The organism is Brevundimonas sp. GW821-FHT12C05, assembly GCF_058807475.1.
Genome location: NZ_JBXAQS010000005.1, coordinates 146768 through 169850, shown reverse-complemented (window position 1 = coordinate 169850; position 23083 = coordinate 146768). Strand labels below are relative to the sequence as shown.

Genomic DNA, 23083 nt, shown 5'->3' with positions numbered 1-23083 from the left:
CCGCATGGCTCAGAACACCAATCCCTGGGGCAAGGCCGTCGATCCGTTGGCCCTGGATATCGCCGCGGTGCTCAAACGCATGGGCGGCTCGGCTCACCAGCAGGACGTGGTCCAGTGCGTGGCCGCCATGAAGCGACAGCGCGGCGAGACCGTCGCCCAGGACCTGGCCTCCAAGATCGTCGAGGCGTTCGAACGCTACCGCGACCTGTTCTTCCGCCCCTTCGGCGAAGGCTCGATGCGCTGGGCCCTGCAGCCCGGCGTCGCCTGACCCGGGACCACGAAAAAGGCCCGCCGGTCTCCCGGCGGGCCTTTCGTCTTTTCAGGACCTGATCGCCTTAGAAGCGGCGAACGTAGCCGAGGCCCCAGGTGTCGGCTTCAATGCCGTCACGGCCGCGGAAGTCCCGACGGGTCCAGTCGGCGCGGACGCCGTTCTGGCCGTCGAAGAAGTAGTTGGCGCCGGCGCCGTAGTTGACGCTCTCGGTGCTGTTCGACGCCGAGGAGCCGGGGACCGACGCCTTCAGTTCGGTGGTGCCGTAGCCGAGACGGCCGAAGAGCTCGAAATTCTCGGTCACCGGCAGGGTCGCCACGCCATAGGCGGCGGCGTCGTAGCGGTGCTCAACCTTGCCCGGAATGGCGCCGAAGTTGACGTCGTCATCCTTGACGCCGACCGACAGCTCGGCCTCGGCTCCGAAATAGCGGCTCAGCTTGGCGCCGCCGCGCGCGGTGATCGCACCCAGGGTCGCGCCGTCGGCGTCGATGCCCGTGTAACCGATCGAACCTTGATATTGAGGATTCGAGATGCTTTGCGCCATGGCAGGCGCCGAAATCAGAGTAAGAGCAGCGGTAGCGAGAAGAACGTTACGCATAGTTTTTGTATCCTCTAGATGCGGTGACTTCTGTGGTCACCGGCCCCATCCAGCGAGGTACAAATGGTCATTCAAACTTGGCGTTCCAGAGACGCGTAGCGACTTCACCGCGACTGTGGGATGGGCGACACAGACAGCGATACGCTAACCTTGACCCTATCGTGTTCTTATTTTGACGGAACGAAAGCCGCGCGTTCGCCCCGTCTTTCGCGGTTCGCTTCAAGGCTCATGGTTGGGCGACCCTGATCCCCGGGCGGCCAGGGGCGTCCGGCCGCCGTGCGGCGACCGAAAGGGTCCCGGGACGAGCCCGAGGATGGCCGAAGACGCAGCGACGACCGGAAGCGGTCGATCGAACCCGAACTACCGGTCTTTTTCGCGCTCGGTTCCCGCCCGGGCGTGCAGGGCGGCCTGCGCCGCGGCCAGCCGGGCGATCGGCACGCGATAGGGCGAACAGCTGACGTAGTTCAGGCCGACCTCTTCGCAGAAGGCGATCGAGGACGGGTCGCCGCCGTGTTCCCCGCAGATGCCCATCTTGATGTCAGGCCGGACCGCTCCGCCCCGCTCGGCGGCGATGCGGATCAGGTCGCCGACGCCCTCGCGGTCCAGACGGACGAAGGGATCGGTCTCGAAGATGCCCTTGTCCATATAGGCCTGCAGGAAGCGGCCGGAGTCGTCGCGGCTGATGCCGAACGTCGTCTGGGTCAGATCATTGGTGCCGAAGCTGAAGAACTGGGCGTGCTCGGCCAGGTCGCCGGCGCGCAGTGCGGCGCGCGGCAGCTCGATCATGGTGCCGACCAGGTATTCGACCGTGTCGCCGGCCTCGGCGAAGACGGCCTGCGCCGTCCGGTCGGTCAGCTCGCGCAGGTATTTCATCTCCAGCCCGAGAGCGACCAGCGGGTGCATGATCTCCGGGATCGGGGCCAGGCCCGAGGCCTGCTTGACCTCCAGCGCGGCCTCGATGACCGCCCGGACCTGCATTTCGTAGATCTCGGGATAGGCGACGCCCAGGCGGCAGCCGCGGTGGCCCAGCATCGGATTGGTCTCGTGCAGTTCCTTGGCCCGGCGTTTCAGCTTGGCGGCGTCCAGGCCCGAAGCGGCGGCGAGGGCGTCGATGTCCTCGTCGGTGTGCGGGATGAACTCGTGCAGCGGCGGATCCAGAAGGCGCACGGTGACGGGGAGACCCGACATGATCTCGAACAGTTCGACGAAGTCGGCCTTCTGGAACGGCGCGATCTTGGCCAGCGCCAGACGGCGTCCGGCCTCGTCGTCCGCCAGGATCATCTCGCGCACGGCGGCGATCCGGGTGTCGTCGAAGAACATGTGCTCGGTCCGGCACAGGCCGATGCCCTCGGCGCCGAAGCCGCGCGCGGTGCGCGCGTCCAGCGGGGTCTCGGCGTTGGCGCGGACCCGCAGGCGGCGAACCTTGTCGGCCCAGGCCATCAGGGTCTGGAAGTCGCCGGTCAGCTCCGGCTCGATCATGGCCACAGCGCCCTCGAGCACCTCGCCCTTGGAGCCGTCGATGGTGATGATGTCGCCGGCCTTGAAGGTGCGGCCCCGGGCCGTGAAGGTCCCGGCCTTGTCGTTGATCGACAGCTCATTGATGCCGCAGACGCAGGGACGGCCCATGCCGCGCGCGACCACCGCCGCGTGGCTGGTCATGCCGCCGCGCGCCGTGACGATGCCCCGGGCGGCGTGCATGCCGTGGATGTCCTCAGGGCTGGTTTCCTCGCGCACCAGGATGACCGCGTCGCCCAGCTGGGCCAGGCGTTCGGCCTCGTCGGCGTCGAAGACGATCTTGCCCGTGGCCGCGCCCGGCGAGGCGGGCAGCCCGGCGGCGACCACCTTGCGCTCGGCGTTCGGGTCCAGGGTCGGATGCAGCAGTTGGTCCAGCGCGGCGGGCTCGACACGGCTGACGGCCTCTTCCTGCGAGATCACGCCCTCGCTGGCCAGGTCGACGGCGATCTTCAGCGCCGACTTGGCGGTGCGCTTGCCGTTGCGGGTCTGCAGCATCCACAGCCGGCCCTGCTCGACCGTGAACTCGATGTCCTGCATGTCGCGGTAGTGGCTTTCGAGGCGGTTCACCACCTCGACGAACTGGCCAAAGACGGTGGGCATGGCCTCTTCCATCGACAGCGCCGTCTCGCCCATCTCCTCGCGCCCCGCCTTGGTCAGCGACTGCGGCGTGCGGATGCCCGCGACGACGTCCTCGCCCTGGGCGTTGATCAGGAACTCGCCGTACAGGCGCGCCTCGCCGGTCGACGGGTTGCGGGTGAAGGCCACGCCGGTGGCGCTGGTTTCGCCCATGTTGCCGAACACCATCGACTGGATGTTCACGGCCGTGCCCCAGCTTTCGGGGATGTCGTGCATGCGGCGATAGAATTTGGCCCGGTCGTTCATCCAGCTGGCGAAGACGGCGCCGACGGCGCCCCACAGCTGGTCGTGCGGGTTCTGCGGGAAGGGTTGCCCCAGCTCGCGCTCGACCACCGCCTTGTAGTCGGCGACGACCTTCTCCCAGTCCTTGGCGGTCAGGTCGGTGTCGACGGTGACGCCCAGACGGTCCTTGTGGTCGTCCAGCACGCCTTCGAAGTCGTCATGGCCGAGGCCCAGCACCACGTTGGAGTACATGGTGATGAAGCGGCGGTAGCTGTCGAAGGCGAAGCGGCGGTCGCCGCTGAGCGCGGCCAGACCCTCGACCGTCTCGTCGTTGAGGCCCAGGTTCAGGACCGTGTCCATCATCCCCGGCATCGAGGCGCGGGCGCCCGAGCGGACCGAGACCAGCAACGGGTTCTTCGCGTCGCCGAAGGTCTTGCCGACCACCGTCTCGACCTGCTTCAGCCCCGCCGCCACCTGGGCCGCCAGAGCGTCCGGATAGGCCTGGCCATTGGAGTAGTAGTGGACACAGGCTTCTGTGGTGATGGTGAAGCCCGGCGGCACGGGCAGGCCCAGGGCCGACATCTCGGCCAGGTTGGCGCCCTTGCCCCCCAGCAGGTTCTTCATCGACGCATCGCCGTCAGCAGACCCGCCGCCGAAACCATACACCCACTGTGTCATGCCGAGCCTCTGAGCTGTCTTCCCGGCGGGGGATTCGCAACCGCCAGGGCCTTTGGCTCCGCTTACCGCGCCGCGCCCGCGAAGGCGAGGCCGAACCTGTAATGATCCGTGATCGGGACGGTATGGGATTCGTCATTCAGAAAAGCAGAGTGCGCATGGTGCGCATTCCCTCGCTGTCCGTGCGTCACATCCGGTCGTGTGCAGACGTCGGCGCCGGAATTCCGTATGAAGGAACATGCGCGCACCTGATCGTTTCCAGACTCATGGCTCCATGCTGCTGGCAGGCCTTCGCCGGACCTATGGCTTCGCGGAGGGGCCGGTGGAAATCCCCAAGCTCTGGCCGACATTCAACGCCCTGCTGCCGCTGCTCGGCCAGGTCGGATACGTCACCTACGGCGCGATGTGCGGAGCGGACATGGCGGCCGGAACGTTTGAATACATGCCGTCGGTCGAGGTCGAGACCTTCGAGGGGCTGGACGAAACCCTGGGCAGGATGCGTGTGCCCGAGGCGACCTACGCCGTCTTTGCCCATGAAGGACCGTTGACGGGGATCCGCAATACCATCCAGGCGGCCCATGGCTGGCTGGCCGCCAATGGCGAATGGGAGGACGGGCAGACGCCGAATTTCGAACGCTACGGCCCCGCGTTCGATGCGGCCACGGGCGCGGACACGGAGATATGGTTGCCGATCAAGGCCCGCTGAACCGTGCGCAGGCCCGATCTCGTCATCTTCGACTACGACGGCGTGGTCGCCGACAGCGAGTTGCTGAACAACGCGGCCATGGCCGAGGTCCTGACCGCGATCGGCCTGCCGACGACGACGGACGACGCGATCGCGACCTACATGGGCAAGCGCTGGCTGGACTGCCGCCCGATCATCGAGGCCCGGCTGGGCCGCGCCTGCCCGGACGAGGTGATCGTTGAGTGGACCCGTCTGTGCCACGAACGCGCCGCGACTGTCCTGGCCCCGGTCGACGGGCTGCTGGCCTTCGTCGAGGGGCGTGAGCAGGCGCGCTGCATCGCCTCCTCCAGCCCGCCGGACTGGATCGAACTGGGCCTGGCCCGCTTTGGTCTGACTGGTCGGATGGGCCCGGTCTTCAGCGCCGCCGTGCATGTGACGCGCGGCAAGCCGCACCCCGACCTGTTCCTGCACGCCGCCGCCGCCATGCAGGTCGCGCCCGACCGGACCGTGGTGATCGAGGATAGCCCGACCGGGGTTCTGGCCGGGGTCGCGGCGGGGATGCGGGTCGTCGGCCTGTGCGCCGGCGGTCACGTTCGCGACGGCCATGCCGAGCAGCTGTCCGCCGCCGGAGCCCACGCCATCGCCTGGTCCTATGACGAGGTCGCGCGCCTGATCGACTGATGAGACGCCCGCCGGTTACGCCGCCTTAACCGTAAGGATTCACCCTGTCGGTTCTCATTGTGCCGGGGCCGCGTTTCCATGTCCGAACTCAAGACCCCCATCCTCGCTACGGATGTCATCCACCGGGGCGACTGCATCGAGGTGCTGCGTTCGCTGCCGGACGCGTCCGTCGACATGGTCTTCGCCGACCCGCCCTATAACCTCCAGCTGGGCGGCGACCTGCTGCGGCCCGACAACTCCAAGGTCGATGCGGTGGACGACGACTGGGACAAGTTCGCCAGCTTCGCCGAATACGACGCCTTCACCCGCGCCTGGCTGACGGAATGCCGCCGGGTGCTGAAGCCCGAAGGCTCGATCTGGGTGATCGGCAGCTATCACAACGTCTTCCGCCTCGGCTCGGCGATCCAGGACCTGGGCTTCTGGGTGCTGAACGACATCATCTGGCGCAAGTCGAACCCGATGCCGAACTTCAAGGGCACCCGGTTCACCAACGCCCACGAGACCCTGATCTGGGCCGCCCGCAGCCGCGAACAGAAGCGCTACACCTTCAACTACGACGCCCTGAAGGCCTTCAACGAAGACACCCAGATGCGGTCCGACTGGACCCTGGCGCTGTGCACCGGTGAAGAGCGGATCAAGGACGCCGACGGCAAGAAGGCCCATCCGACCCAGAAGCCCGAGGCCCTGCTGCACCGCGTCCTACTGGCGGCGACCAAGCCCGGCGACGTGGTGCTGGATCCCTTCTTCGGCACCGGCACCACCGGCGCCGCCGCCAAGCGTCTGGGCCGCCACTTCGTCGGGATCGAGCGCGACAACGCCTATGCCGATGTCGCCGAGAAGCGCATCAAGGCCGTCATCCCGGCCGCGCCGGAAGACTTGGCCGTCATGGGCTCCAAGCGCAACGAGCCCAAGGTGCCGTTCGGCGCCCTGGTCGAGGCCGGCCTGCTGCGCCCGGGCGACCGCCTGTATTGCCCCAAGGGCGAGCGCGAGGCTCGCGTCCGCGCCGACGGCTCGCTGGTCTCCGGTGAACTGAGCGGCTCGATCCACAAGATGGGCGCCCTGTTCGAGAACGCCCCGGCCTGCAACGGCTGGACCTACTGGCGCTTCAAGTCGGACCAGGGCCTGCGCTCGATCGACGCCCTGCGCGCCGAGATCCGCGCTGGGATGCAATAGGCGGGCGACCCGCGTTACGAGACCGTAAGTTGACCGGCCGTCTCGGCCAGCGCCTCCTCCCCGCGGGAGGACTGACATGGACGATTTCGCACTGTCACGGCGCGCGTTCGCCGCCCAGGCCGCGGCGCTGGGCGCGGCGCTCGCGTTCCGACCGACCTCCGCGCGGGCCAGGACGGTCGCCGGAGGCGAGCGCCGGGATTTGTTTCCACAGGGCGTCGCGTCGGGCGATCCCCGTGCGGACAGCGTGATCCTGTGGACCCGACGCGCGCCGGACGACGGCGCCACGTCCCACCGACTGACGGTCGAGGTCGCCGACGATCCCGCATTCACACAGGTGGTCGCGCGCGGCGATGTCGCCGTCACCCCGGCGACCGACTGGACCTGCCGCTTCCTGGCCGCGGGCTTAAGGCCGGCGCGGGAGTACTGGTACCGCTTCATCGACGAGGCGGGAAACGCCAGCCGCCTCGGCCGCACCCTGACGGCGCCGGCCGACGATGACGACCGCGCGGTGACGTTCGCCTTCGTCAGTTGCCAGGACGTGACCCAGGGCGCCCTGAACGCCTATCGCCGCATGATCCATGAGGATACGCGCCGGCCGCGCGACGAGCAGCTGGGCTTCGTCCTGCATCTGGGCGACTTCATCTATGAACTGGTCTGGTATCCCGAGGAACGACCGAATGGGGTCGAGCGGGGCCGGCGGCTGCGTGACATCGTGCGCTATCCGCACGGTGAGAAGGTCAGCACCTTCCACATCCCGGCGGACCTGGACGACTACCGCACCGCCTATCGCGGCTACCTGCTCGATCCCGATCTGCAGGATGCGCGGGCCCGCTGGCCGTTCGTTCCCGTCTGGGACAATCACGAGTTCAACTGGCGTTCGTACCAGAGCCAGCAGATCATCAACGGCGAGATCCGGCCGGCCCAAACGCTGAAGGTCGCTGCCAGCCAGGCCTGGTACGAGTACCAGCCCGCCCGGATCCGCAAGCCCGGCGCCGGAGACCCGTTCGAGGCGCCGGTGGTCGAGAACCAGCCGATCACCGAGTTCGATGCGCGAGGGACCGGGCTGGAGCCCAACAATCTGGCGGCGATCAAGGCGCTGCAGATCCAGCGGGCGTTCCGGTACGGCAAGAACGTCGACATGATCCTGACGGACAACCGGTCCTTCATATCGCCGGGCGGCAGCTATGAGGGTCTGCCGGAGATCAAATTCCCGGCGATGCCCGAGCAGATGCTCGAACCCCTGGATCAGGCCCGGGACTACGCGGGCGGCCATCCGCCGGCCGTCATTCGCGTCGGCGATGACATCGAATTCCCCAATCCGCACGTGGACGCGCCGCCCGAGGCCTATCTCGGCCTCGAACAGATGGCCTGGTTCAAGGACCGGCTTCGCTCAGCCAAGGCCCCATGGAAGATCTGGGGTCATTCCTTCGGCACCCTGACGGGCCGCACCGATCCGCAGAACCTGCCCGAAGCCTTCGCGGACCAGTGGCCGAAGGGCGCGGGGTATGGCGTGACGACCGGCGCCTACGGTCTCGAGCACGGCGAGATCTTCGACATGGTCCGCGCGGAAGGGATCACCGGTTTCACGATCGTCGCGGGCGACCGGCACGCGTTCTGGGCCGGCTATCCCTCCAGGACCCTGCCGCCCCGCGCCTTCGATCCGGTCGGCGTGGAGTTCGTCACCGGCTCGATCTCGGCCCAGACCCTGGGCGAGGTGCAGCGGCTCACCATGCCGAAGGACCGCCCCCTGCGGGCGCTCAATATCCATGACAGGCCCGACGGCGCGATGGAGTGCAGCTGGAACATGACCCTGATGCACGGGGTGCGGTCGTCGCTGGTGCTGAAGGAAACGGGAGATCCCGCTCAGGCGCGCGCGGCCAGCAATCCCGAGCTGGCGCCGCACCTCAAATTCCTCGACTACGCTGGCCACGGCTACGTCACGGTGCGGGCGTCGCCGGATGAACTCGAAACCGAATTCGTCTGCATTCCCGTACCGCTGGAGCGCGCCGAGACGGACGACGGCGGACCGCTGCTCTACCGCGTGGCGCACCGGGTCTCGCTGTGGGAGCCGGGGCAACGCCCCGAGCTGAGGCAGGAAGTCCTGGAAGGCGACCCCGGACTGGCGATCTAACCATCGGGGAAATGTGCGGTATCCGACATTGAGCGCGCCGTAACCTGCACAGTTTGCACAGGAAAAATCCGCGTTCGGGGAACTTCGCACTTGCGAGACAGTTGGACAGTCCGGCGCCCCATCGGGTGTCGGGAACCTGAGCCATGAAGATCGCGCAAGTCACGCCGCTGTACGAAGCCGTGCCGCCGAAGCTGTATGGGGGCACCGAGCGGGTCGTCGCCCACCTGACCGACGCCCTGGTCGATCTGGGGCACGACGTCACCCTGTTCGCTTCCGCCGAGGCCGAGACCCGGGCCCGCCTGATCCCGGTGCGCGATCAGGCGATCCGGCTGGACCCGGCGCCGCTGAAATCCGACCTCGCCGCCCACATGACCATGCTGTCCGAGGTGCTGAAGCGCGCCGACGACTTCGACATCATCCACTTCCACACCGACATGATCCACTTCCCGTTCTTCGAACGGCTGGCGGACAAGACCATCACCACCCTGCACGGACGGCTGGACCTGAAGGACCTGGCCGGCGTCTACCAGCGCTGGCCGCAGTTCGGCCTAGTGTCGATCTCCGACGACCAGCGCCGCCCCCTGCCCTTCGCCGGCTGGAAGGCCACGGTGCACCACGGCATGCCGGCGGACCTCTACGTTTTCAACGACAGACCCGAGGGCTACCTCGCCTTCCTGGGCCGCATCTCGCCTGAAAAGCGCCCGGACCGGGCCATCGAGATCGCCACGCGGCTGGGCAAGCCGCTGAAGATGGCGGCCAAGATCGATGCGGCGGACAAGGCTTATTGGGAGACGGTCATCAGGCCGATGGTCGAAGCCAACCCGCTGGTCGAGTTCGTCGGCGAGATCGGCGACCACCAGAAGTCGGCCTTCCTGGGTGGAGCCGAGGCCCTGCTGTTCCCGATCGACTGGCCCGAGCCCTTCGGCCTGGTGATGATCGAGGCCATGGCCTGCGGCGCCCCGGTGGTCGCCTTCCGCTGCGGCTCCACGCCCGAGATCATCGAGGACGGCGAGACCGGCTTCCTGGTCGACACGCTGGAGCAGGCGGTGGCCGCCGCCGGCCGGGCGCACCTGCTGGACCGGGAGGCGATCCGGGCGCGGTTCGAGCTGCGCTTTTCCTCGACCGCCATGGCCCGTCGCTATCTGGACGTCTACGGCGACCTGCTGGCCCGCCGCCCCTTCGCGGAGCCGCCGCTGGATGGCGTGGTCCGGCCGTTGCGCCCGACCGAGGACCGCACTTTCGCGGCCTCCGCCTGAACCCCGACACGGGTTCGTCCATTACTCCAGTCAAGCGGCCATCAAGCGTCCGCATTCGGATGGGAGGCTCGGGACTGACCTGAACCGCCGTCGAGGAGTTCCATGGACGACGCCTATTCGGTCCAGACGACCGCCGCCGACAGCGGGGAAGCCGACGGCCTCGAGCAGCTGATGGCGCTCAAGGACGCCGACACCTTCTGCGTCGCCGACCATTGGGGCGACCTGAAGGGCGGCGCCGACGGTCTGTTCGATCATGACACCCGGCTGCTGTCGCGCTTCGTCATGACCGTGGGCGGGGTCCGGCCCTCGCGGCTCAGCTCGGGCGTCAGCCAGGACAACGTCTTCTTCATCTGCCACACGACCAACCGCCCCCTGCCCCCCATGGGCGGACGTTCGGCGCCGGCGGGGGTGCTGCACATCGAGCGGCGGCGTTTCATCTGGGACCGTCGGCTGTTCGAGCGGGTGCGGATGGTCAACCACGGCGTCGAGGATGTGCTGCTGCCGCTGGGCTTCGAGTTCGGCGCCGACTTCGCCGACATCTTTCAGGTGCGGGGCACGCCCCGGCTGAAGCGTGGGACCACCGCCCCTCCGACCAACGACGGCCGCCGGGTCAGCTTCGCCTACACCGGTCTGGACGGGGTCGCGCGCCTCAGTTGCCTGGCCTTCTCCGAGCCGCCCGCCCGGCTGACCGGCGCCCGTGCGGACTTCATGTTCAGCCTGCCCATGGGCAAGCGGGTCGACCTCTACATCGAGTGCGGCCTCGACAGCTGCGACCAGCCGGACGAAACGCGATTCCGCCTCAACGCCATCGAGGCGCGGCTGTCGATGCGCCGCCGCCGCCGCCGGGGCGCCTCGCTGCGGGGCCCGCGCAGCCCGCGCTTCAACGACTGGCTGGACCAGAGCCGCGCCGACGTGGCCCTGCTGACCACCGACCTGCCGACCGGCCCCTATCCCTATGCGGGGGTGCCGTGGTTCTCGACCCCGTTCGGTCGCGACGGGATCATCACCGCCTGGCAGATGCTGTGGCTGGACCCGTCGCTGGCCAAGGGCGTGCTGACCTATCTGGCCAAACGCCAGGCGACCGAGGTCTCGGCCTTCCAGGACTCGGCCCCCGGCAAGATCATGCACGAGACGCGCGGCGGTGAGATGAGCGGCCTCGGCGAGGTGCCGTTCGGCCTCTACTACGGCGGGGTCGACACCACCTGCCTGTTCGTCGCCCTGGCCGGCGCCTACGCCCGGCGCACCGGCGATTTCGAACTGATCCGCGAGCTATGGCCCAATCTGATCGCCGCCATCGGCTGGATGAAAGAGTATGGCGACATCCAGCAGAACGGCCTGGTCAGCTATCAGCGCGGCGCCGAAACCGGCCTGTCCAACCAGGGCTGGAAGGACAGCGAGGACTCCATCTTCCACGCCGACGGCCGCTTCCCCAAGGGGCCGATCGCCCTGCTGGAGGTTCAGGGCTACGCCTACGCCGCCTGGCAGGCCATGGCCGACTTGGCCGGAACGCTGGGCGATGACCGGCAGGCCGAATGGGCCGCCCGCGCTGAGGCTGTGCGCGCGCTGGTCGAGGACCGCTTCTGGATGGAGGACGAGGGCTTCTACGCCATCGCCCTGGACGGCGACGGCGCCCAGTGCCGAGCCATCGGCTCGAACGCGGGGCACCTGCTGTTCACCGGCCTCCCATCCCGGGAAAGGGCGCTGAAGGTGACCCGCCGACTGCTGTCCGCCGAGTTCCGCTCGGGCTGGGGCGTGCGGACCCTGGCTACGGGTCAGGCCCGCTTCAACCCGATGAGCTACCACAACGGCTCGATCTGGCCCCACGACACCGCCATGGCGGCGGCGGGCATGGCCCGTTACGGCGAGCGCCGCGCCGTGGCGCTTCTGCTCGGTGAGATCTACGCGACCGCGTCACACTTTCACATGCGCCTGCCCGAGCTGTTCTGCGGTTTCGAGCGCGCGACGGGAGAGCCCCCCATCGCCTATCCGGTCGCCTGCCTGCCCCAGGCCTGGGCGGCCGGCTCGGTCTTCCTGATGCTGCAGGCGGCGCTGGGGGTGAACATCGACGCCGTCGCGGGCGTGGTCGAGATCGACGATCCGGTCCTGCCCGCCGGCATCGACCGGCTGAACGTCACGGGCCTGCAGGTCGGCGACGGTCTCGTGGACCTGATGTTCCAGCAGTTGGGCAACCGCACCGTGGCCATGCCCCGGCGCCGCGAGGGCGCGGTGAAGGTCCGGACGCTGGGCTAGCCGGGCGCGCCGAAGACCACCTGATCCGCCGTATCCGGGATCACGACCTCATCACCCAGCGACCATTCGGCCGCGCGGGCGGCTAGGGCCGCGGGCACGCCGGGCGACCCGCCGGGACCGGGCGGCACGTCGTAGGTGGCGTGGGCGTCATGGGGCAGCAGCACCCGGAAGCCGCGCCGCATCGCGGCCCGCGCGGTGGCGGCCACGCACATCTCGGACAGCACGCCGCACAGCGCCACGGTCCGAACTTCCCCCGCCCGCAATAAGACCTCCAGCGCGGTCCCCTCGAAGCCGTCGTCCTCGGTCTTGCGCAGCACGAGCTCGCCGGGCCGGACATCGAGGGCCAGCGCCCAGCCGTCGGTCCCGGGCTGGTCCGGCGCCCCCTCGGGGCCGTCGTTCTGCAGGAAGATCACCGCCGCGCCCGCCGCGCGGGCCCGGTCCAGCAGCAGGCCGACGGCCTCCATGAGCGTCTGGTGCTCCGGAACGGCGTCGAGTCCGGCCACGAAGGCCCGCTGGACGTCGATGACGATCAGGGCATGAACGGTGTCGGTCATGCTGTGCTCAATCCTCGCTCCAACGCCTTCCTGAACACCGTCGGCAAGGCGCCCAGCGCATCCTCCACCGGCGTCCAGACGAAGTCGCCGCGCCCTTCCGCCACCCGCACCTCCAGCGTCAGGCTGAAATGGGTGAAGACGTGCTCGACGAACCCCGCCTCGCGCCAATCCGCCGACACCGGCGGCGCAAGGTCCGGCGCCGCGCTCCAGTCCGAGGTGGGCAGGCCCAGCATTCCGCCCAGCAGCCCCTTGTCCGGCCGACGCACCAGTCCGACACGCCCCTGCCCGTCGCGCAGCACCCAGGCGACGCCCGACCGGTGCGGCCGCTCGGCCTTCTTCAGCTTCAACGGATGGCGCTCGGGCTCACCCGACGCATAGCCGGCGCACCACGCCGTCACCGGACAGTCCCCGCACAGGGGCGATTTCGGACGGCAGACGGTCGCGCCCAAATCCATCAGGGCCTGCGCCCAGTCGCCGGGTCGCTCATCGCGCACCAGCGACCCGGCCAGTCTCCGCAGTTCGGAGCGGGCGGCGGGCAGCGGGGTCTCGACCGCGAACAGGCGCGACATCACCCGCTCGACATTGCCGTCCACGACATTGGCGGCCTCCCCGAAGGCGATGGCGGCCACGGCGGCGGCGGTATAGGCGCCCACCCCCGACAGGGCCAGCAGCCCCGCCTCCGTATCCGGGAACCGCCCGCCATGCTCTCGCGCCACGGCCCGGGCGCAGGCCAGCAGATTGCGGGCGCGGGCGTAGTAGCCCAGCCCCGCCCAGGCGGCCATGACCTCGCCGTCCTCCGCCGCGGCCAGATCGGAGACGGTCGGCCAGCGCGCCGTGAAACTCAGGAAATAGGGCGTGGCGTGCGGCGTCGTGGTCTGCTGCAGCATCACCTCGGACAGCCACACTCGATAGGGATCTGGCCGCGCCTTCACCCCCGGCGGCGACCGCCAGACGAGCGCGCGCGCGTGGACATCGTACCAATCCAGCAGGGCGCTGCGGATCGCGGGAACGTCTGCGGGGACGGAAGGCATCTCCCGCGCTATAACCCGGAAATGCGCCGTCCGCTGCCCACCGAAGCCGAAGCCCGGGAAATCCTGTCCCGGCGCCGCACCCGCCCGGCCCCGCGCCCGGCGCCCAAGGCGGGCCGCGCGCTGCAGGGGCTGATCAAGGAGCTGGACGGCAAGCTGGGGCGCGGCGCCGGCGCGCTGGAGCCCCGCTGGCGCGAGATCGTCGGCGAGCGATTGGCCCGCGTCACCCGCCCGCAGAAGCTGACCAAGGGCCGCGGCGAGAACGGCGGAACCCTGGAACTCCGCGTCGCCGGCCCGGCGGCCCTGCTGGTCCAGCACCAGTCCGAGGAGATCCTGCAGCGGGTCAACCTGTTCCTCGGTCCGGGCACGGTCGAGAAGCTGCGCATCGCCCAGGGGCCGGTGAAGCCCCTGCCTGACAGCCCGGTCCTCCCCGCCCGCAAGGCGGCCGCCGCCGCCCCCCTGCCCGCCCACCAGGAGGCCGAGCTCAAGGCCTCCGTCGCCGACGCCCCCGACGCCCTGAAGGGCGCGCTGGAAAAGCTGGGCCGCGTCATTCTTGGGGATCGCGGCGAAGGGCGGCGTTGACAAAACTTCGCCGCACCTGTTCTCGAAAACCACGGCAGCGCGACTTTGCGGGGAATCGCGCGATGCTCCGAAATCCCGTCGAGGTGAGGAAGATCCCATGAAGCTCCGTTACGCCGACATGAGCCGCCGCGCGGCGATGACCGCCGCGGCCCTCGCCGCCATGGCGACCCTGGCTGGCTGCGGCGGCAACGCCGGCGCCCCGGCTGAGGGCGACATGGCCCTGGGTGCCGCCGAAGGCGCCAAGGTCACCGTCATCGAATACGCCTCGGTCACCTGCCCGCACTGCGCCGCCTGGCAGGCGGAGACCTGGCCCGGCTTCAAGGCCAAATACGTCGACACCAACAAGGTCCGCTACGTCTTCCGCGAACTGCGCACCCCGCCGGCCAACGTCGCCGGCGCCGGCTTCTCGGTCGCGCGCTGCGCCGGCGAGGACAAGTATTTCGACGTGGTCCACGAGCTGATGGCCAACCTTGCTGACCTGCAGGGGCCCGACCCCCGCGGCGCCCTGTACCGGATCGGCAACGGCGCCGGCCTGTCGAACCAGCAGATCGAAGCCTGCATCAAGGATCCGGCCAACCTGAAGGCCGGCGACGATCGCGACCGCGCCGCCCAGCGCAACGGCGTGACCGGCACCCCGACCTTCATCGTCAACGGCGTGACCGTCGTCACCCCGGGCTCGAACAGCGGCGCTTCGCTGGCGGACCTCTCGACGGCGATCGACGCCGCCCTGGCCAAGTAAGGACAGTCCGTGACGGCGCTCCGACGATCTCTGCTGCTTGCGGCGCTGGCTCTGCTGGCGCCCATCGCGACGGCCTCCGCGCCGTCGCGGGCGGTGGCGACCGAAACGGTGGCGCCCGTCACGGCGGACGACCGCGTGCTGGGCCGGGCCGACGCGCCGGTGACGGTGATCGAGTACGCCTCGTTCTCCTGCCACCACTGCGCCGACTGGCACCAGTTCGTCTTTCCGCTGTTCAAGCAACGGCTGATCGACACCGGCCAGGTGCGCTTCGTCTTCCGCAACTTGCCCACCGATCCGGGACAGCTCTCCATGCCCGCCGCCGCCCTGGCCCGGTGCGCGGCGCCGGATAAGTTCTTCGATGTCGCGGCCGTCCTGATGCGCGGCCAGGCGGCCGTCCTGCGGGGCGGAAACCAGGAAGACTGGTACAACCCGGCCATCGCCGCCAGCGGCCGCACCCGGGCCCAGATCGACGCCTGCATGAACCTGCCCGCCACCCGAACGGCGATCCAGCGCGACATCGACAGCGCCATCGCCGCCGACGCCAACTCGACCCCGGCCTTCTTCGTCAACGGCCGCCGTGTGACCGACCGCTCCCTGGGCGGCCTGGAGGTCGCTGTCAGCGCGGCCGCCGCGGCCCGCTGAGGCCCCGCCGCCGGTGCAATTCCAGCGCCTCAGGCTCGTCGGCTTCAAATCCTTCGTCGACGCGTCGGAGTTCCATATCGAGCCCGGCCTGACCGGCATCGTCGGGCCGAACGGCTGCGGCAAGTCCAATGTGCTGGAAAGCCTGCGCTGGGTCATGGGCGCCAACTCGGCCAAGGCCATGCGCGGCCAGGGCATGGACGACGTCATCTTCGCCGGCGCCGCCAACCGCCCGCCGCGCAGCCATGCCGAAGTCCAGCTGACCATCGACAATGCCCAGCGCCGGGCGCCCCAGCCCTTCACCGACAGCCCGATCCTCGAGGTCTCGCGCCGCATCGACCGCGGCCAGGGCTCAACCTATCGCATCAACGGCAAGGAGGTCCGCGCCCGCGACGTCCAGCTGCTGTTCGCCGACGCCTCGACCGGCGCCAACTCCCCGGCCCTGGTCCGTCAGGGCCAGATCAGCGAGCTGATCGCCGCCAAGCCGCAGAACCGCCGCCGCATCCTGGAAGAGGCGGGCGGCGTCGCCGGCCTGCACACCCGCCGCCATGAGGCCGAACTGCGCCTGCGGGCCGCCGAGACCAATCTCGAACGGCTGGACGACATCGGCCGCGAGCTGGAGACCACCCTGACCCGGCTGAAGCGCGAGGCGCGGCAGGCCGAGAAGTACAAGAAGATCTCCGCCGAGATCCGCGCCCTGCAGGCCTCGCTGCTGTTCGTCCGCTGGAACGACGCCCGCGTCGCCGCCGAGAGCGCCGCCCAGGAGCTGGCCGAGGCCGACCGCGCCGTGCTGGAGGCGACGACCGCCTCGGGTCGAGCCCAGACCGCTTCGCTCAACGCCCAGGAAGCGCTCAAACCGGCCCGCGAGGAGGACGCCGTCGCCGGCGCCCTGCTGCACCGCGCCAGCCTTGAACGCGACCGGCTGGACATGGCCGAACAGGCCGCCCGCGCCGAGGTCGACCGCCTCAAGGCCGAAGGCGTCCGCATCGCCGCCGACGTCGAGCGCGAGACCGGCATGGCGGGCGACGCCGAAAGCGAACTGGCCCGCCTGACCGAGGCCTTCGAGACTCTGACCGCCGAGATCGCCGCCGCCCCGGCGCGCGGCCCCCAGCTCGAGGCCGCCCTGGCCGCCGCCGAGGACGCCCGCAAGGCCGCCGACGCCGAGGTCGAGCGCGTCGCCGGCGCCGTCGCCGCCGTCGAGGCCCGCGTCTCCGCCGAGACCGCCCGCAAACGCGACGCCGAAGCCCGGGTCGAGCGCGCCAAGGCCCAGCTGGCCTCGGCCCAGCGCGAGCGCGAGGCGCTCGGCCCGCTGGAGACGCCCGAGATCGAGGCCGCCAAGGCCGCGCTGGAGCAAGCCCAGGCCGCCCTGGCCGCCGCCCGCGCCGCCGTCGAAACCGCCGAGGCCGACCGGGGCGACAAGGCCCGCGTCGAGCAAGAGGCGCGTCAGGCCTCCCGCGCCGCCGAGGACCGTCTGGGGCGCCTGCAGACCGAAGCTCGCGGCCTCGCCCAGCTGCTGGTCCAGGGCAAGCGCGAGCATCCGCCCGCACTGGACAAGGTTCAGGCCGACAAAGGATATGAGGCCGCCCTCGCCGCCGCGCTCGGCGACGATCTGGACGCGGCGCTGGACGCCCGCGCCGCCGCCCACTGGGCCGGCGCCGAGGTCCCGGCCCCCTCGTGGCCCAAGGGCGTGACGCCGCTGGCTGATCATGTCTCGGCGCCCGATCAGTTGAAGGCGCGCCTCGCCCTCTGCGGCGTCGCGGCCAAGGGCGAGGTCGCGGCTCTGGCCAAGGCGCTGCCTGTCGGCGCGCGCCTGGTCACCACCGACGGCGACCTGTGGCGCTGGGACGGCTTCGTCCAGCGCGCCGAGGCCCCGCGCCCCGCCGCCGTCCGCCTGGCCCAGCGCACCCGCCTGTCGGAGCTGGAAGCCGAGATCGACCAGGGCAAGCCCGCGTTGGAAGCCGCCCAGACCGCCCTGAAGTCCGCCGGCGACGCCTTCCGCGCCGCCGAGGATACGGTGAAGACCGCCCGCGCCGCGCCCTTCCCGCTCGACAAGGCCGTGACCGCCGCCCGCGACCGCGTCGAGGCGCTGGGCCGCGAACAGGCGCGCAAGGAAGCCCGGGCCCAGGCTCTGGACGAAACCCTGGTGCGCCTGACCGCGGAAGTCGAGGCCGCCGCGACCGCCCTGGCCGAGGCGCAAGGGACCGAGGCTCCGTCCGAGACCCTGGCCGCCCTGCGCGACGACCTGACCGCCGCCCGCGCCGCCGCCGACACCGCCCGCACGGCCTCAGCCACCGCCCGCGTCGAGCGCGACGCCGAGGCGCGCGAGGTCGCGGGCCGCCAATCACGTATCGAAGGCCTGAAGCGCGAACGCGACGGCTGGGCCGGTCGGGCGAAGGACGCCAAGGCCCGCATCGTCGCGCTGGACAAGGACGCCGCCACCACCGCCGCCAAGCTCAAGCAAGCCTCCGACGCGCCCGAGCAGTTGGCCGCCCAGCGCTCGACCCTGCTGGACGCCCTGACTGTGGCCGAGACCCGCCGCAAGGCCGCCGCCGACGCCCTGGCCGTGGCCGAGGGGCAGGCGGGCGAGGCCGACCGCGCCTCCCGCGCCGCCGACAGCCTGGCGTCCCAGGCCCGCGAGGCCCGCGCCGGCCTGGCCGCCCGCGCAGAGGCCGCCGCCGAAAAGCTGGCCGACGCCACCGCCAACGTCCGCGAAACCGCGCAGATGTCGCCGGAAGAGCTCGGCCAGAAGCTGACCGACGACGCCATCGCCCGCCCGCCCGACGCCGCCGGCGCCGAAAGCCTGCTGTTCGGGCTGGAGCGCGAGCGCGAGCAGCTGGGCGCGGTCAATCTGCTGGCCGAGGAAGAGGCCAACGAATACGGCGACCGCCTGCAGACCATGAAGGTCGAGCGCTCGGACCTGACCAGCGCCATCGCCAAGCTGCGCGACGGCATCGACGAGCTGAACGCCGAGGGCCGTGAGCGTCTGGTCGCCGCCTTCGACGTCATCAACGACAACTTCAAGGCCCTGTTCGAGGCCCTGTTCGGCGGCGGTCAGGCCGAACTGAAGCTGGTCGAGAGCGACGATCCGCTGGAGGCCGGCCTGGAGATCTTCGCCTGCCCGCCCGGCAAGCGTCTGGCGGTCATGAGCCTGATGTCCGGCGGCGAGCAGGCGCTGACCGCCGCGGCCCTGATCTTCGCCGTCTTCCTGGCCAACCCGGCCCCCGTCTGCGTGCTGGACGAGGTCGACGCCCCGCTGGACGACGCCAACGTCGACCGCTTCTGCCGCATGCTCAACGAGATGCGCAACCGCACCGACACCCGCTTCATCGTCATCACCCACAACCCGGTGACCATGAGCCGCATGGACCGCCTCTACGGCGTAACCATGCCCGAGCGCGGGGTGTCCCAGCTGGTCAGCGTCGACCTGACCCAGGCGGAAGAGATCGTGGCGGCGTAGTTCCTCCCCCTTTGGGGGAGGGGGACCGCGAAGCGGTGGAGGGGGGCCTGCAGCCTACCAGCTTCCATGTTAAGTTGTATGGATGGAAGCCCCTCGGCAAACCATCGAGCGCGCCCGCGAACTGCGTCGCAAGCTTTCCTTGCCGGAAGGCCTGTTGTGGGCCCGACTGCGCGGTCGCCGGCTTGCAGGGCTTCGCTTCCACCGCCAGCACCCGATCGGTCCGTACATCCTGGATTTCTACTGCGACGAACTACGACTGGCCGTCGAAGTCGATGGACAGAGCCACGCTCCGCCGGACCGCATCGCCCATGACCAGCGCCGAACGGCCTGGCTTTCCACGCAAGGCATTCGGGTGATCCGGCTCGCGGCGAGACGGGTGCTGGACGACATGGAAGGCGCGCTCGATTTCATCAGGCGGTCTGCAGGCCGCTGAGCCCCCTCCACCGCTTCGCGGTCCCCCTCCCCCTGTCGCTACGCTCGGGGGGAGGAACTGCTGCCCAGCAACTCCGTCCGCACGAACCATCCGAAGATCGCCGGCCCCTCGATCACATAGCGTCTGAACATCCGGCGCGGCTGGCTCAGCAGGCGGTGCAGCCACTCCAGCGACAGCTGCTGGAACACCTTCGGCGCCCGCTGCTGGCGGCCGGTCAGGAAGTCGACCGACGCCCCCACGCACAGGGTCACGCCGAACGGGCGTCCGGCGGCGCGCAGGGCATGGGCGAACCGCTCCTGCTTGGGGAAGGAGACGCAGGCCAGCAACACGTCCCACTCGGCGGCGCAGGCGGTCTGAACCGCCGCATCCCATTCGGGCGTGCCCGGCGTCAGCATCGGCGCCGCGATGAAGGTGAAGCGGCGGCGCGGATACAGGGCCGCCAGGTCGTTGAACGCCGCGCGGTCCGGACCGAACACGCCGAAGGTCAGGTCGTGGTCCGAGGCCAGCAGGTCCGCGGTAATGTCCGAACCCGGATAGACCGACAGTCGCTTGCCCCGCAGTCGCGCCAGATGGGCCAGGATGCGGCTGTCGCAGGTCATCAGCGCCGCGCCGCGATAGACGTCGGCGTCCACCCGTCCGTCCATCAGCTTGATCACATGGTCGACATTGGGGGTGACGACGTAGCCGTAAGCGCCGCGCGCCATCGCGGCGACCTGCCCCAGCAGTTCGGCCCGGTCCCCGTCGGCGAAATCCAGCGTCATGAAGCGCGTCATGCCCGCCTTGTACTCGCGGCGCGGTCAACGTCCGGTTACGATGGCGGAATGAAACAGCCTCTGCTGAAGGCCGCCCTGACCGCCGCCCTCCTCGCGACATCGGCCCTGCCCGGTCAGGCGCAGGATGACTATGACGGCGAGCACCGCTTCGTCCTGATCAGCGTGGGCCGGTTCGCGGTGCTGGCGGACATGGTCAGTCTGGCGCGTGATGGCGAAGCGGTGCGTCTGCGCGCCTTCCAGGTGACGGAAGAGGATTTCCATGTCGGCGATCAGGCCTATTGGGGCGGCTGGTCGTGGTGGCGGTTCGACTGCGCCGCCCGCACGGCGGACCGGCTGGACTTCGCCGCGGTGAAGGCCGGCGGCGCGGAAGGCCCCGCGACGCCCGACCCCGCCCCGCCCTATGACGCCGTTCCGGGCGGGGACGCCGCAGAGCTTTTGGCCGCCGCCTGCGATCCCGACTCCGTCGGCCCCTACGGCGTCAGGACGCTGGAGGACGCCGTCAGCATCGGCCGGGATGCACTAGGGAGCTGATCCTTCTCCCCTTGAGGGAGAAGGATCATGGGCCAACCCCGCATTCAGCTGCCTCTGCCTCGGCAAGGCCTCCGGACACTGGTCGCGCATGAAGGCCAGCATCTTCTCGCGGATCTCGCAGCGCAGGTCGAAGGCCGTCGGCGCATTGCGGGCGCTGGCCAGGCAGCGGATCTGCGCCACCCGGTCGGTGATGTCGGTGACCTGCAGATTGACCACGTCGCGGTCCCAGTGCGGGCTCTCGCGGCAGATGCGCTCCAGCTCGGCCCGCAGCCGGTCGATCGGCGCCTCATAGTCCACGTACAGGAAGGCCGAGCCGATCAACCGCGCCGTCTCGCGCGTCCAGTTCTGGAACGGCGTGGAGATGAAGTAGCTGAGCGGCAGGATCATCCGCCGCCAGTCCCACAGCTTGACCACCACATAGGTCGAGGTGATCTCCTCCACCTGCCCCCATTCGCCCTCGACGATGACGGCGTCGTCCAGGCGGATCGGCTGTGCCGTGGCGATCTGCACGCCCGCGATCAGATTGGTCAGCAGGGGTTGCAGCGCCAGGCCGGCGATGATCCCCACCACGCCCGCCGAGGCCAGCAGGCTCATGCCCCACTGTCGCACCGCGCCGATGGTCATCAGCGCCAGCCCCAGGGTGACCAGGGCGATCAGCAAGGCCGCGACCCGCTGCAGGATGCGGGTCTGGGTCACGTGCTTGCGGGCCACGAGGTTGTCTTCCTCGGCCATGTTGAAACGGCGCATATAGACCACGGCCCACATGTCCGTGGCCCCGATCGCCATCCAGCCCAGCGTCAGGACGAAGGCGAAGCCCAGCGCCTGCCGGATGGCCATCGACGGGCCGGGATCCAGCGGCGAGACGGTCACGGCCAGGGCCAGGGCGACGATCATCACCATGATCCGCACCTTCAGCCGCGCCCGGCCGACCACGCCCCGCCAGAACAGGTCGCGCTTCCTCACCGCCAGTTGCAGCAGCCAGAACACCAGCTGGTTCGCCGCCCAGCCGATGAAGACGAAGGCGACGACGATCACACTGACGACCGCCCATTCGGGCAGCCAGTGGAACTGACGCCACAGGGCGAAGATCTGGCGGGACAGGTCGGTCAGAAAGCTCGGCATGGTCACGCTAACGCGCGAGACCGCCGATCAGGGCCGGGTCAGGCTGTCGCGGCCGCTTCCACCATGTCCGCCAGATCCGCCGTCGCATCCGGCAGGGCGGCGGAGCGGGCCCCGGCGCTCATGGCGGTCAGGCGGGCGGGATCGGACAGGATGGCGTCCAGCGCGGCGGTCATCGCCTCGACCGTCACCGCATCCTCCAGCATCACCTCGGCGCCGCCGGCGTCGGCCAGGCTGGCGGCGTTGAAGCGCTGGTGGTCGTCCATGGCGATCTTCAGCGGGATCAGCAGTGAGGGAACCGCCGCCACCGCCAGCTCGGAGCAGGTCGAGGCCCCGGCCCGGCCGACGACCAGATGCGCCGCTGACAGGCGAGCGGCCATGTCGCGGAAGAAGGGGGCGACCTCAGCCTCGATCCCGGCCTCCAGATAGATCTGGCGCGCGGCCTCCAGCGTCTCGGGCCGCGACTGCTGCTGCACCTTCGAACGGCGGCGCAGGGCCTCGGGCAGGGCCGCCAGCGCGCGTGGGGCGGTCTCGGACAGGATGCGCGCGCCCTGGCTGCCGCCGGTGACCAGCACATGGATCGGACCGTCGCCGGCCGGAGCCAGGAAGGGCCGGTCGAACAGGGCGCGGATGTCCGGCCGCACCGGATTGCCGATCAGGGTCACCCGCGCGCCCACCGCCTGCGGCACCTTCTGCAGATTGGGGAAGGACGAGGCGATGGCCCCGACGTAGGGCGACAGCCAGCGGTTGGTGCGGCCCAGCACCGCGTTCTGTTCGTGCAGCAGGGTCGGGCGCTTCTGGCTCAGCGCCGCCAGCAGTGCGGGCGCCGACGGATAGCCGCCGAAGCCGACCACGACCGCGGCGTCCAGCCGGGTCAGGGCCGCGCGCGCCTGCATCACGCCCTTCAGGATCGCCACACCCGCCTTGGCCATGCCGATGGGCCCGCGCCCGGTGGCGGCGTCCAGCGCCAGCCGCTCCTCGGCGGGAAAGCCGTGGGCGTACTGTTCGCCGCGATGGTCGGTGGCCAGCACGATGCGCCAGCCGCGCCCGGCCAGCTCACGCGACAGGGCCTCGGCGGGGAACATGTGCCCGCCGGTGCCCCCGGCGGCGACGACGCAGACTTTGGAGGACATGGCGC

General features: G+C 70.0%; 20 protein-coding genes. 13 read left to right on the top strand and 7 right to left on the bottom strand.

The annotated features are described in order from the left end of the window. The first annotated feature begins 4 nt into the window (after positions 1 to 4). Positions 5 to 268 (top strand): hypothetical protein, encoded by a 264-nt coding sequence (locus AC1RRF_RS15775; RefSeq protein WP_492836213.1) that lies wholly within the window; start codon positions 5 to 7, stop codon positions 266 to 268. A 67-nt stretch (positions 269 to 335) separates the two neighbouring features. Here the strand turns inward: AC1RRF_RS15775 and AC1RRF_RS15770 are convergent, their stop codons facing one another. Next, positions 336 to 812 (bottom strand): porin family protein, encoded by a 477-nt coding sequence (locus AC1RRF_RS15770; RefSeq protein ID WP_492836211.1) that lies wholly within the window; start codon positions 810 to 812, stop codon positions 336 to 338. 414 nt (positions 813 to 1226) lie between these two features. Then, on the bottom strand, positions 1227 to 3917 hold the full coding sequence (gene ppdK, locus AC1RRF_RS15765; RefSeq protein WP_492836209.1) for a pyruvate, phosphate dikinase: 2691 nt from the start codon (positions 3915 to 3917) through the stop codon (positions 1227 to 1229). Between the two features lie 235 nt (positions 3918 to 4152). Between ppdK and AC1RRF_RS15760 the strand changes: the two genes are divergently transcribed. From AC1RRF_RS15760 to AC1RRF_RS15735, 6 genes are all read left to right on the top strand, one after another. Then, on the top strand, positions 4153 to 4620 hold the full coding sequence (locus AC1RRF_RS15760) for a GyrI-like domain-containing protein (RefSeq protein ID WP_492836207.1): 468 nt from the start codon (positions 4153 to 4155) through the stop codon (positions 4618 to 4620). Positions 4621 to 4623: 3 nt separating this feature from the next. Beyond that, positions 4624 to 5280: an HAD family hydrolase gene (locus AC1RRF_RS15755; RefSeq protein ID WP_492836205.1), complete on the top strand. Its 657-nt coding sequence runs from the start codon at positions 4624 to 4626 to the stop codon at positions 5278 to 5280. A gap of 78 nt (positions 5281 to 5358) precedes the next feature. Further along, positions 5359 to 6453 (top strand): site-specific DNA-methyltransferase, encoded by a 1095-nt coding sequence (locus AC1RRF_RS15750; protein ID WP_492836203.1) that lies wholly within the window; start codon positions 5359 to 5361, stop codon positions 6451 to 6453. Positions 6454 to 6529: 76 nt separating this feature from the next. Continuing rightward, positions 6530 to 8584, top strand: a complete 2055-nt coding sequence (locus tag AC1RRF_RS15745) for an alkaline phosphatase D family protein (RefSeq protein ID WP_492836201.1) — start codon at positions 6530 to 6532, stop codon at positions 8582 to 8584. Between the two features lie 143 nt (positions 8585 to 8727). Further along, positions 8728 to 9840 (top strand): glycosyltransferase family 4 protein, encoded by a 1113-nt coding sequence (locus AC1RRF_RS15740; protein WP_492836199.1) that lies wholly within the window; start codon positions 8728 to 8730, stop codon positions 9838 to 9840. Between the two features lie 102 nt (positions 9841 to 9942). After that, entirely contained in the window at positions 9943 to 12090 is a 2148-nt protein-coding gene (locus AC1RRF_RS15735; RefSeq protein WP_492836197.1) for an amylo-alpha-1,6-glucosidase, read from the top strand. Here AC1RRF_RS15735 and AC1RRF_RS15730 read toward each other — a convergent pair. Beyond that, on the bottom strand, positions 12087 to 12644 hold the full coding sequence (locus AC1RRF_RS15730) for an isochorismatase family protein (RefSeq protein WP_492836195.1): 558 nt from the start codon (positions 12642 to 12644) through the stop codon (positions 12087 to 12089). The genes AC1RRF_RS15735 and AC1RRF_RS15730 overlap by 4 nt on opposite strands. Beyond that, positions 12641 to 13675: an A/G-specific adenine glycosylase gene (mutY, locus tag AC1RRF_RS15725; protein WP_492836193.1), complete on the bottom strand. Its 1035-nt coding sequence runs from the start codon at positions 13673 to 13675 to the stop codon at positions 12641 to 12643. Before mutY ends, AC1RRF_RS15730 begins: the two co-directional genes overlap by 4 nt. Positions 13676 to 13696: 21 nt before the next feature. Here mutY and AC1RRF_RS15720 point away from each other — a divergent pair, with 21 nt between their 5' ends. The 5 genes from AC1RRF_RS15720 (at position 13697) to AC1RRF_RS15700 (ending at position 19522) form a co-directional block, all read left to right on the top strand. Next, positions 13697 to 14254 carry a DUF721 domain-containing protein gene (locus tag AC1RRF_RS15720; RefSeq protein ID WP_492836191.1) on the top strand — a complete coding sequence of 186 codons (558 nt, stop codon included), beginning with the start codon at positions 13697 to 13699 and terminating at the stop codon, positions 14252 to 14254. A gap of 97 nt (positions 14255 to 14351) precedes the next feature. Continuing rightward, a complete protein-coding gene (locus AC1RRF_RS15715; protein WP_492836189.1) occupies positions 14352 to 14993 on the top strand; it encodes a thioredoxin domain-containing protein in 642 nt (213 codons plus the stop codon). A 9-nt stretch (positions 14994 to 15002) separates the two neighbouring features. Further along, positions 15003 to 15635 carry a thioredoxin domain-containing protein gene (locus AC1RRF_RS15710; protein ID WP_492836187.1) on the top strand — a complete coding sequence of 211 codons (633 nt, stop codon included), beginning with the start codon at positions 15003 to 15005 and terminating at the stop codon, positions 15633 to 15635. 13 nt (positions 15636 to 15648) lie between these two features. Then, positions 15649 to 19089: a chromosome segregation protein SMC gene (gene smc, locus AC1RRF_RS15705; protein ID WP_492836185.1), complete on the top strand. Its 3441-nt coding sequence runs from the start codon at positions 15649 to 15651 to the stop codon at positions 19087 to 19089. 82 nt (positions 19090 to 19171) lie between these two features. Beyond that, complete coding sequence (locus tag AC1RRF_RS15700; protein WP_492836183.1) at positions 19172 to 19522, top strand: endonuclease domain-containing protein; 351 nt, start codon at positions 19172 to 19174, stop codon at positions 19520 to 19522. Positions 19523 to 19560: 38 nt separating this feature from the next. Here the strand turns inward: AC1RRF_RS15700 and AC1RRF_RS15695 are convergent, their stop codons facing one another. After that, on the bottom strand, positions 19561 to 20295 hold the full coding sequence (locus AC1RRF_RS15695) for a WecB/TagA/CpsF family glycosyltransferase (protein WP_492836181.1): 735 nt from the start codon (positions 20293 to 20295) through the stop codon (positions 19561 to 19563). A 48-nt stretch (positions 20296 to 20343) separates the two neighbouring features. On the opposite strand from AC1RRF_RS15695, the gene AC1RRF_RS15690 reads away from it, so the two are divergent. After that, entirely contained in the window at positions 20344 to 20826 is a 483-nt protein-coding gene (locus AC1RRF_RS15690; protein ID WP_492836179.1) for a hypothetical protein, read from the top strand. On the opposite strand, the gene AC1RRF_RS15685 is transcribed toward AC1RRF_RS15690, so the two are convergent. Together AC1RRF_RS15685 and murG are read right to left on the bottom strand one after the other, a co-directional pair. After that, a complete protein-coding gene (locus tag AC1RRF_RS15685) occupies positions 20815 to 21948 on the bottom strand; it encodes a mechanosensitive ion channel family protein (RefSeq protein ID WP_492836177.1) in 1134 nt (377 codons plus the stop codon). The genes AC1RRF_RS15690 and AC1RRF_RS15685 overlap by 12 nt on opposite strands. Positions 21949 to 21986: 38 nt before the next feature. Then, positions 21987 to 23078: an undecaprenyldiphospho-muramoylpentapeptide beta-N-acetylglucosaminyltransferase gene (gene murG / locus AC1RRF_RS15680; protein WP_492836175.1), complete on the bottom strand. Its 1092-nt coding sequence runs from the start codon at positions 23076 to 23078 to the stop codon at positions 21987 to 21989. Positions 23079 to 23083: the final 5 nt, after the last annotated feature.

Bases quoted from the DNA above. Each gene is read 5' to 3' on its own strand.
- AC1RRF_RS15720 (WP_492836191.1), top strand. From the start codon at position 13,697: ATGCGCCGTCCGCTGCCCACCGAAGCCGAAGCCCGGGAAATCCTGTCC.
- AC1RRF_RS15735 (WP_492836197.1), top strand. From the start codon at position 9,943: ATGGACGACGCCTATTCGGTCCAGACGACCGCCGCCGACAGCGGGGAA.
- ppdK (WP_492836209.1), bottom strand. From the start codon at position 3,917: ATGACACAGTGGGTGTATGGTTTCGGCGGCGGGTCTGCTGACGGCGAT.
- AC1RRF_RS15685 (WP_492836177.1), bottom strand. From the start codon at position 21,948: ATGCCGAGCTTTCTGACCGACCTGTCCCGCCAGATCTTCGCCCTGTGG.
- AC1RRF_RS15770 (WP_492836211.1), bottom strand. From the start codon at position 812: ATGGCGCAAAGCATCTCGAATCCTCAATATCAAGGTTCGATCGGTTAC.
- AC1RRF_RS15690 (WP_492836179.1), top strand. From the start codon at position 20,344: ATGAAACAGCCTCTGCTGAAGGCCGCCCTGACCGCCGCCCTCCTCGCG.
- AC1RRF_RS15695 (WP_492836181.1), bottom strand. From the start codon at position 20,295: ATGACGCGCTTCATGACGCTGGATTTCGCCGACGGGGACCGGGCCGAA.
- AC1RRF_RS15700 (WP_492836183.1), top strand. From the start codon at position 19,172: ATGGAAGCCCCTCGGCAAACCATCGAGCGCGCCCGCGAACTGCGTCGC.
- AC1RRF_RS15730 (WP_492836195.1), bottom strand. From the start codon at position 12,644: ATGACCGACACCGTTCATGCCCTGATCGTCATCGACGTCCAGCGGGCC.
- AC1RRF_RS15775 (WP_492836213.1), top strand. From the start codon at position 5: ATGGCTCAGAACACCAATCCCTGGGGCAAGGCCGTCGATCCGTTGGCC.
- murG (WP_492836175.1), bottom strand. From the start codon at position 23,078: ATGTCCTCCAAAGTCTGCGTCGTCGCCGCCGGGGGCACCGGCGGGCAC.
- AC1RRF_RS15715 (WP_492836189.1), top strand. From the start codon at position 14,352: ATGAAGCTCCGTTACGCCGACATGAGCCGCCGCGCGGCGATGACCGCC.
- AC1RRF_RS15745 (WP_492836201.1), top strand. From the start codon at position 6,530: ATGGACGATTTCGCACTGTCACGGCGCGCGTTCGCCGCCCAGGCCGCG.
- AC1RRF_RS15760 (WP_492836207.1), top strand. From the start codon at position 4,153: ATGCGCGCACCTGATCGTTTCCAGACTCATGGCTCCATGCTGCTGGCA.
- AC1RRF_RS15740 (WP_492836199.1), top strand. From the start codon at position 8,728: ATGAAGATCGCGCAAGTCACGCCGCTGTACGAAGCCGTGCCGCCGAAG.
- mutY (WP_492836193.1), bottom strand. From the start codon at position 13,675: ATGCCTTCCGTCCCCGCAGACGTTCCCGCGATCCGCAGCGCCCTGCTG.
- AC1RRF_RS15750 (WP_492836203.1), top strand. From the start codon at position 5,359: ATGTCCGAACTCAAGACCCCCATCCTCGCTACGGATGTCATCCACCGG.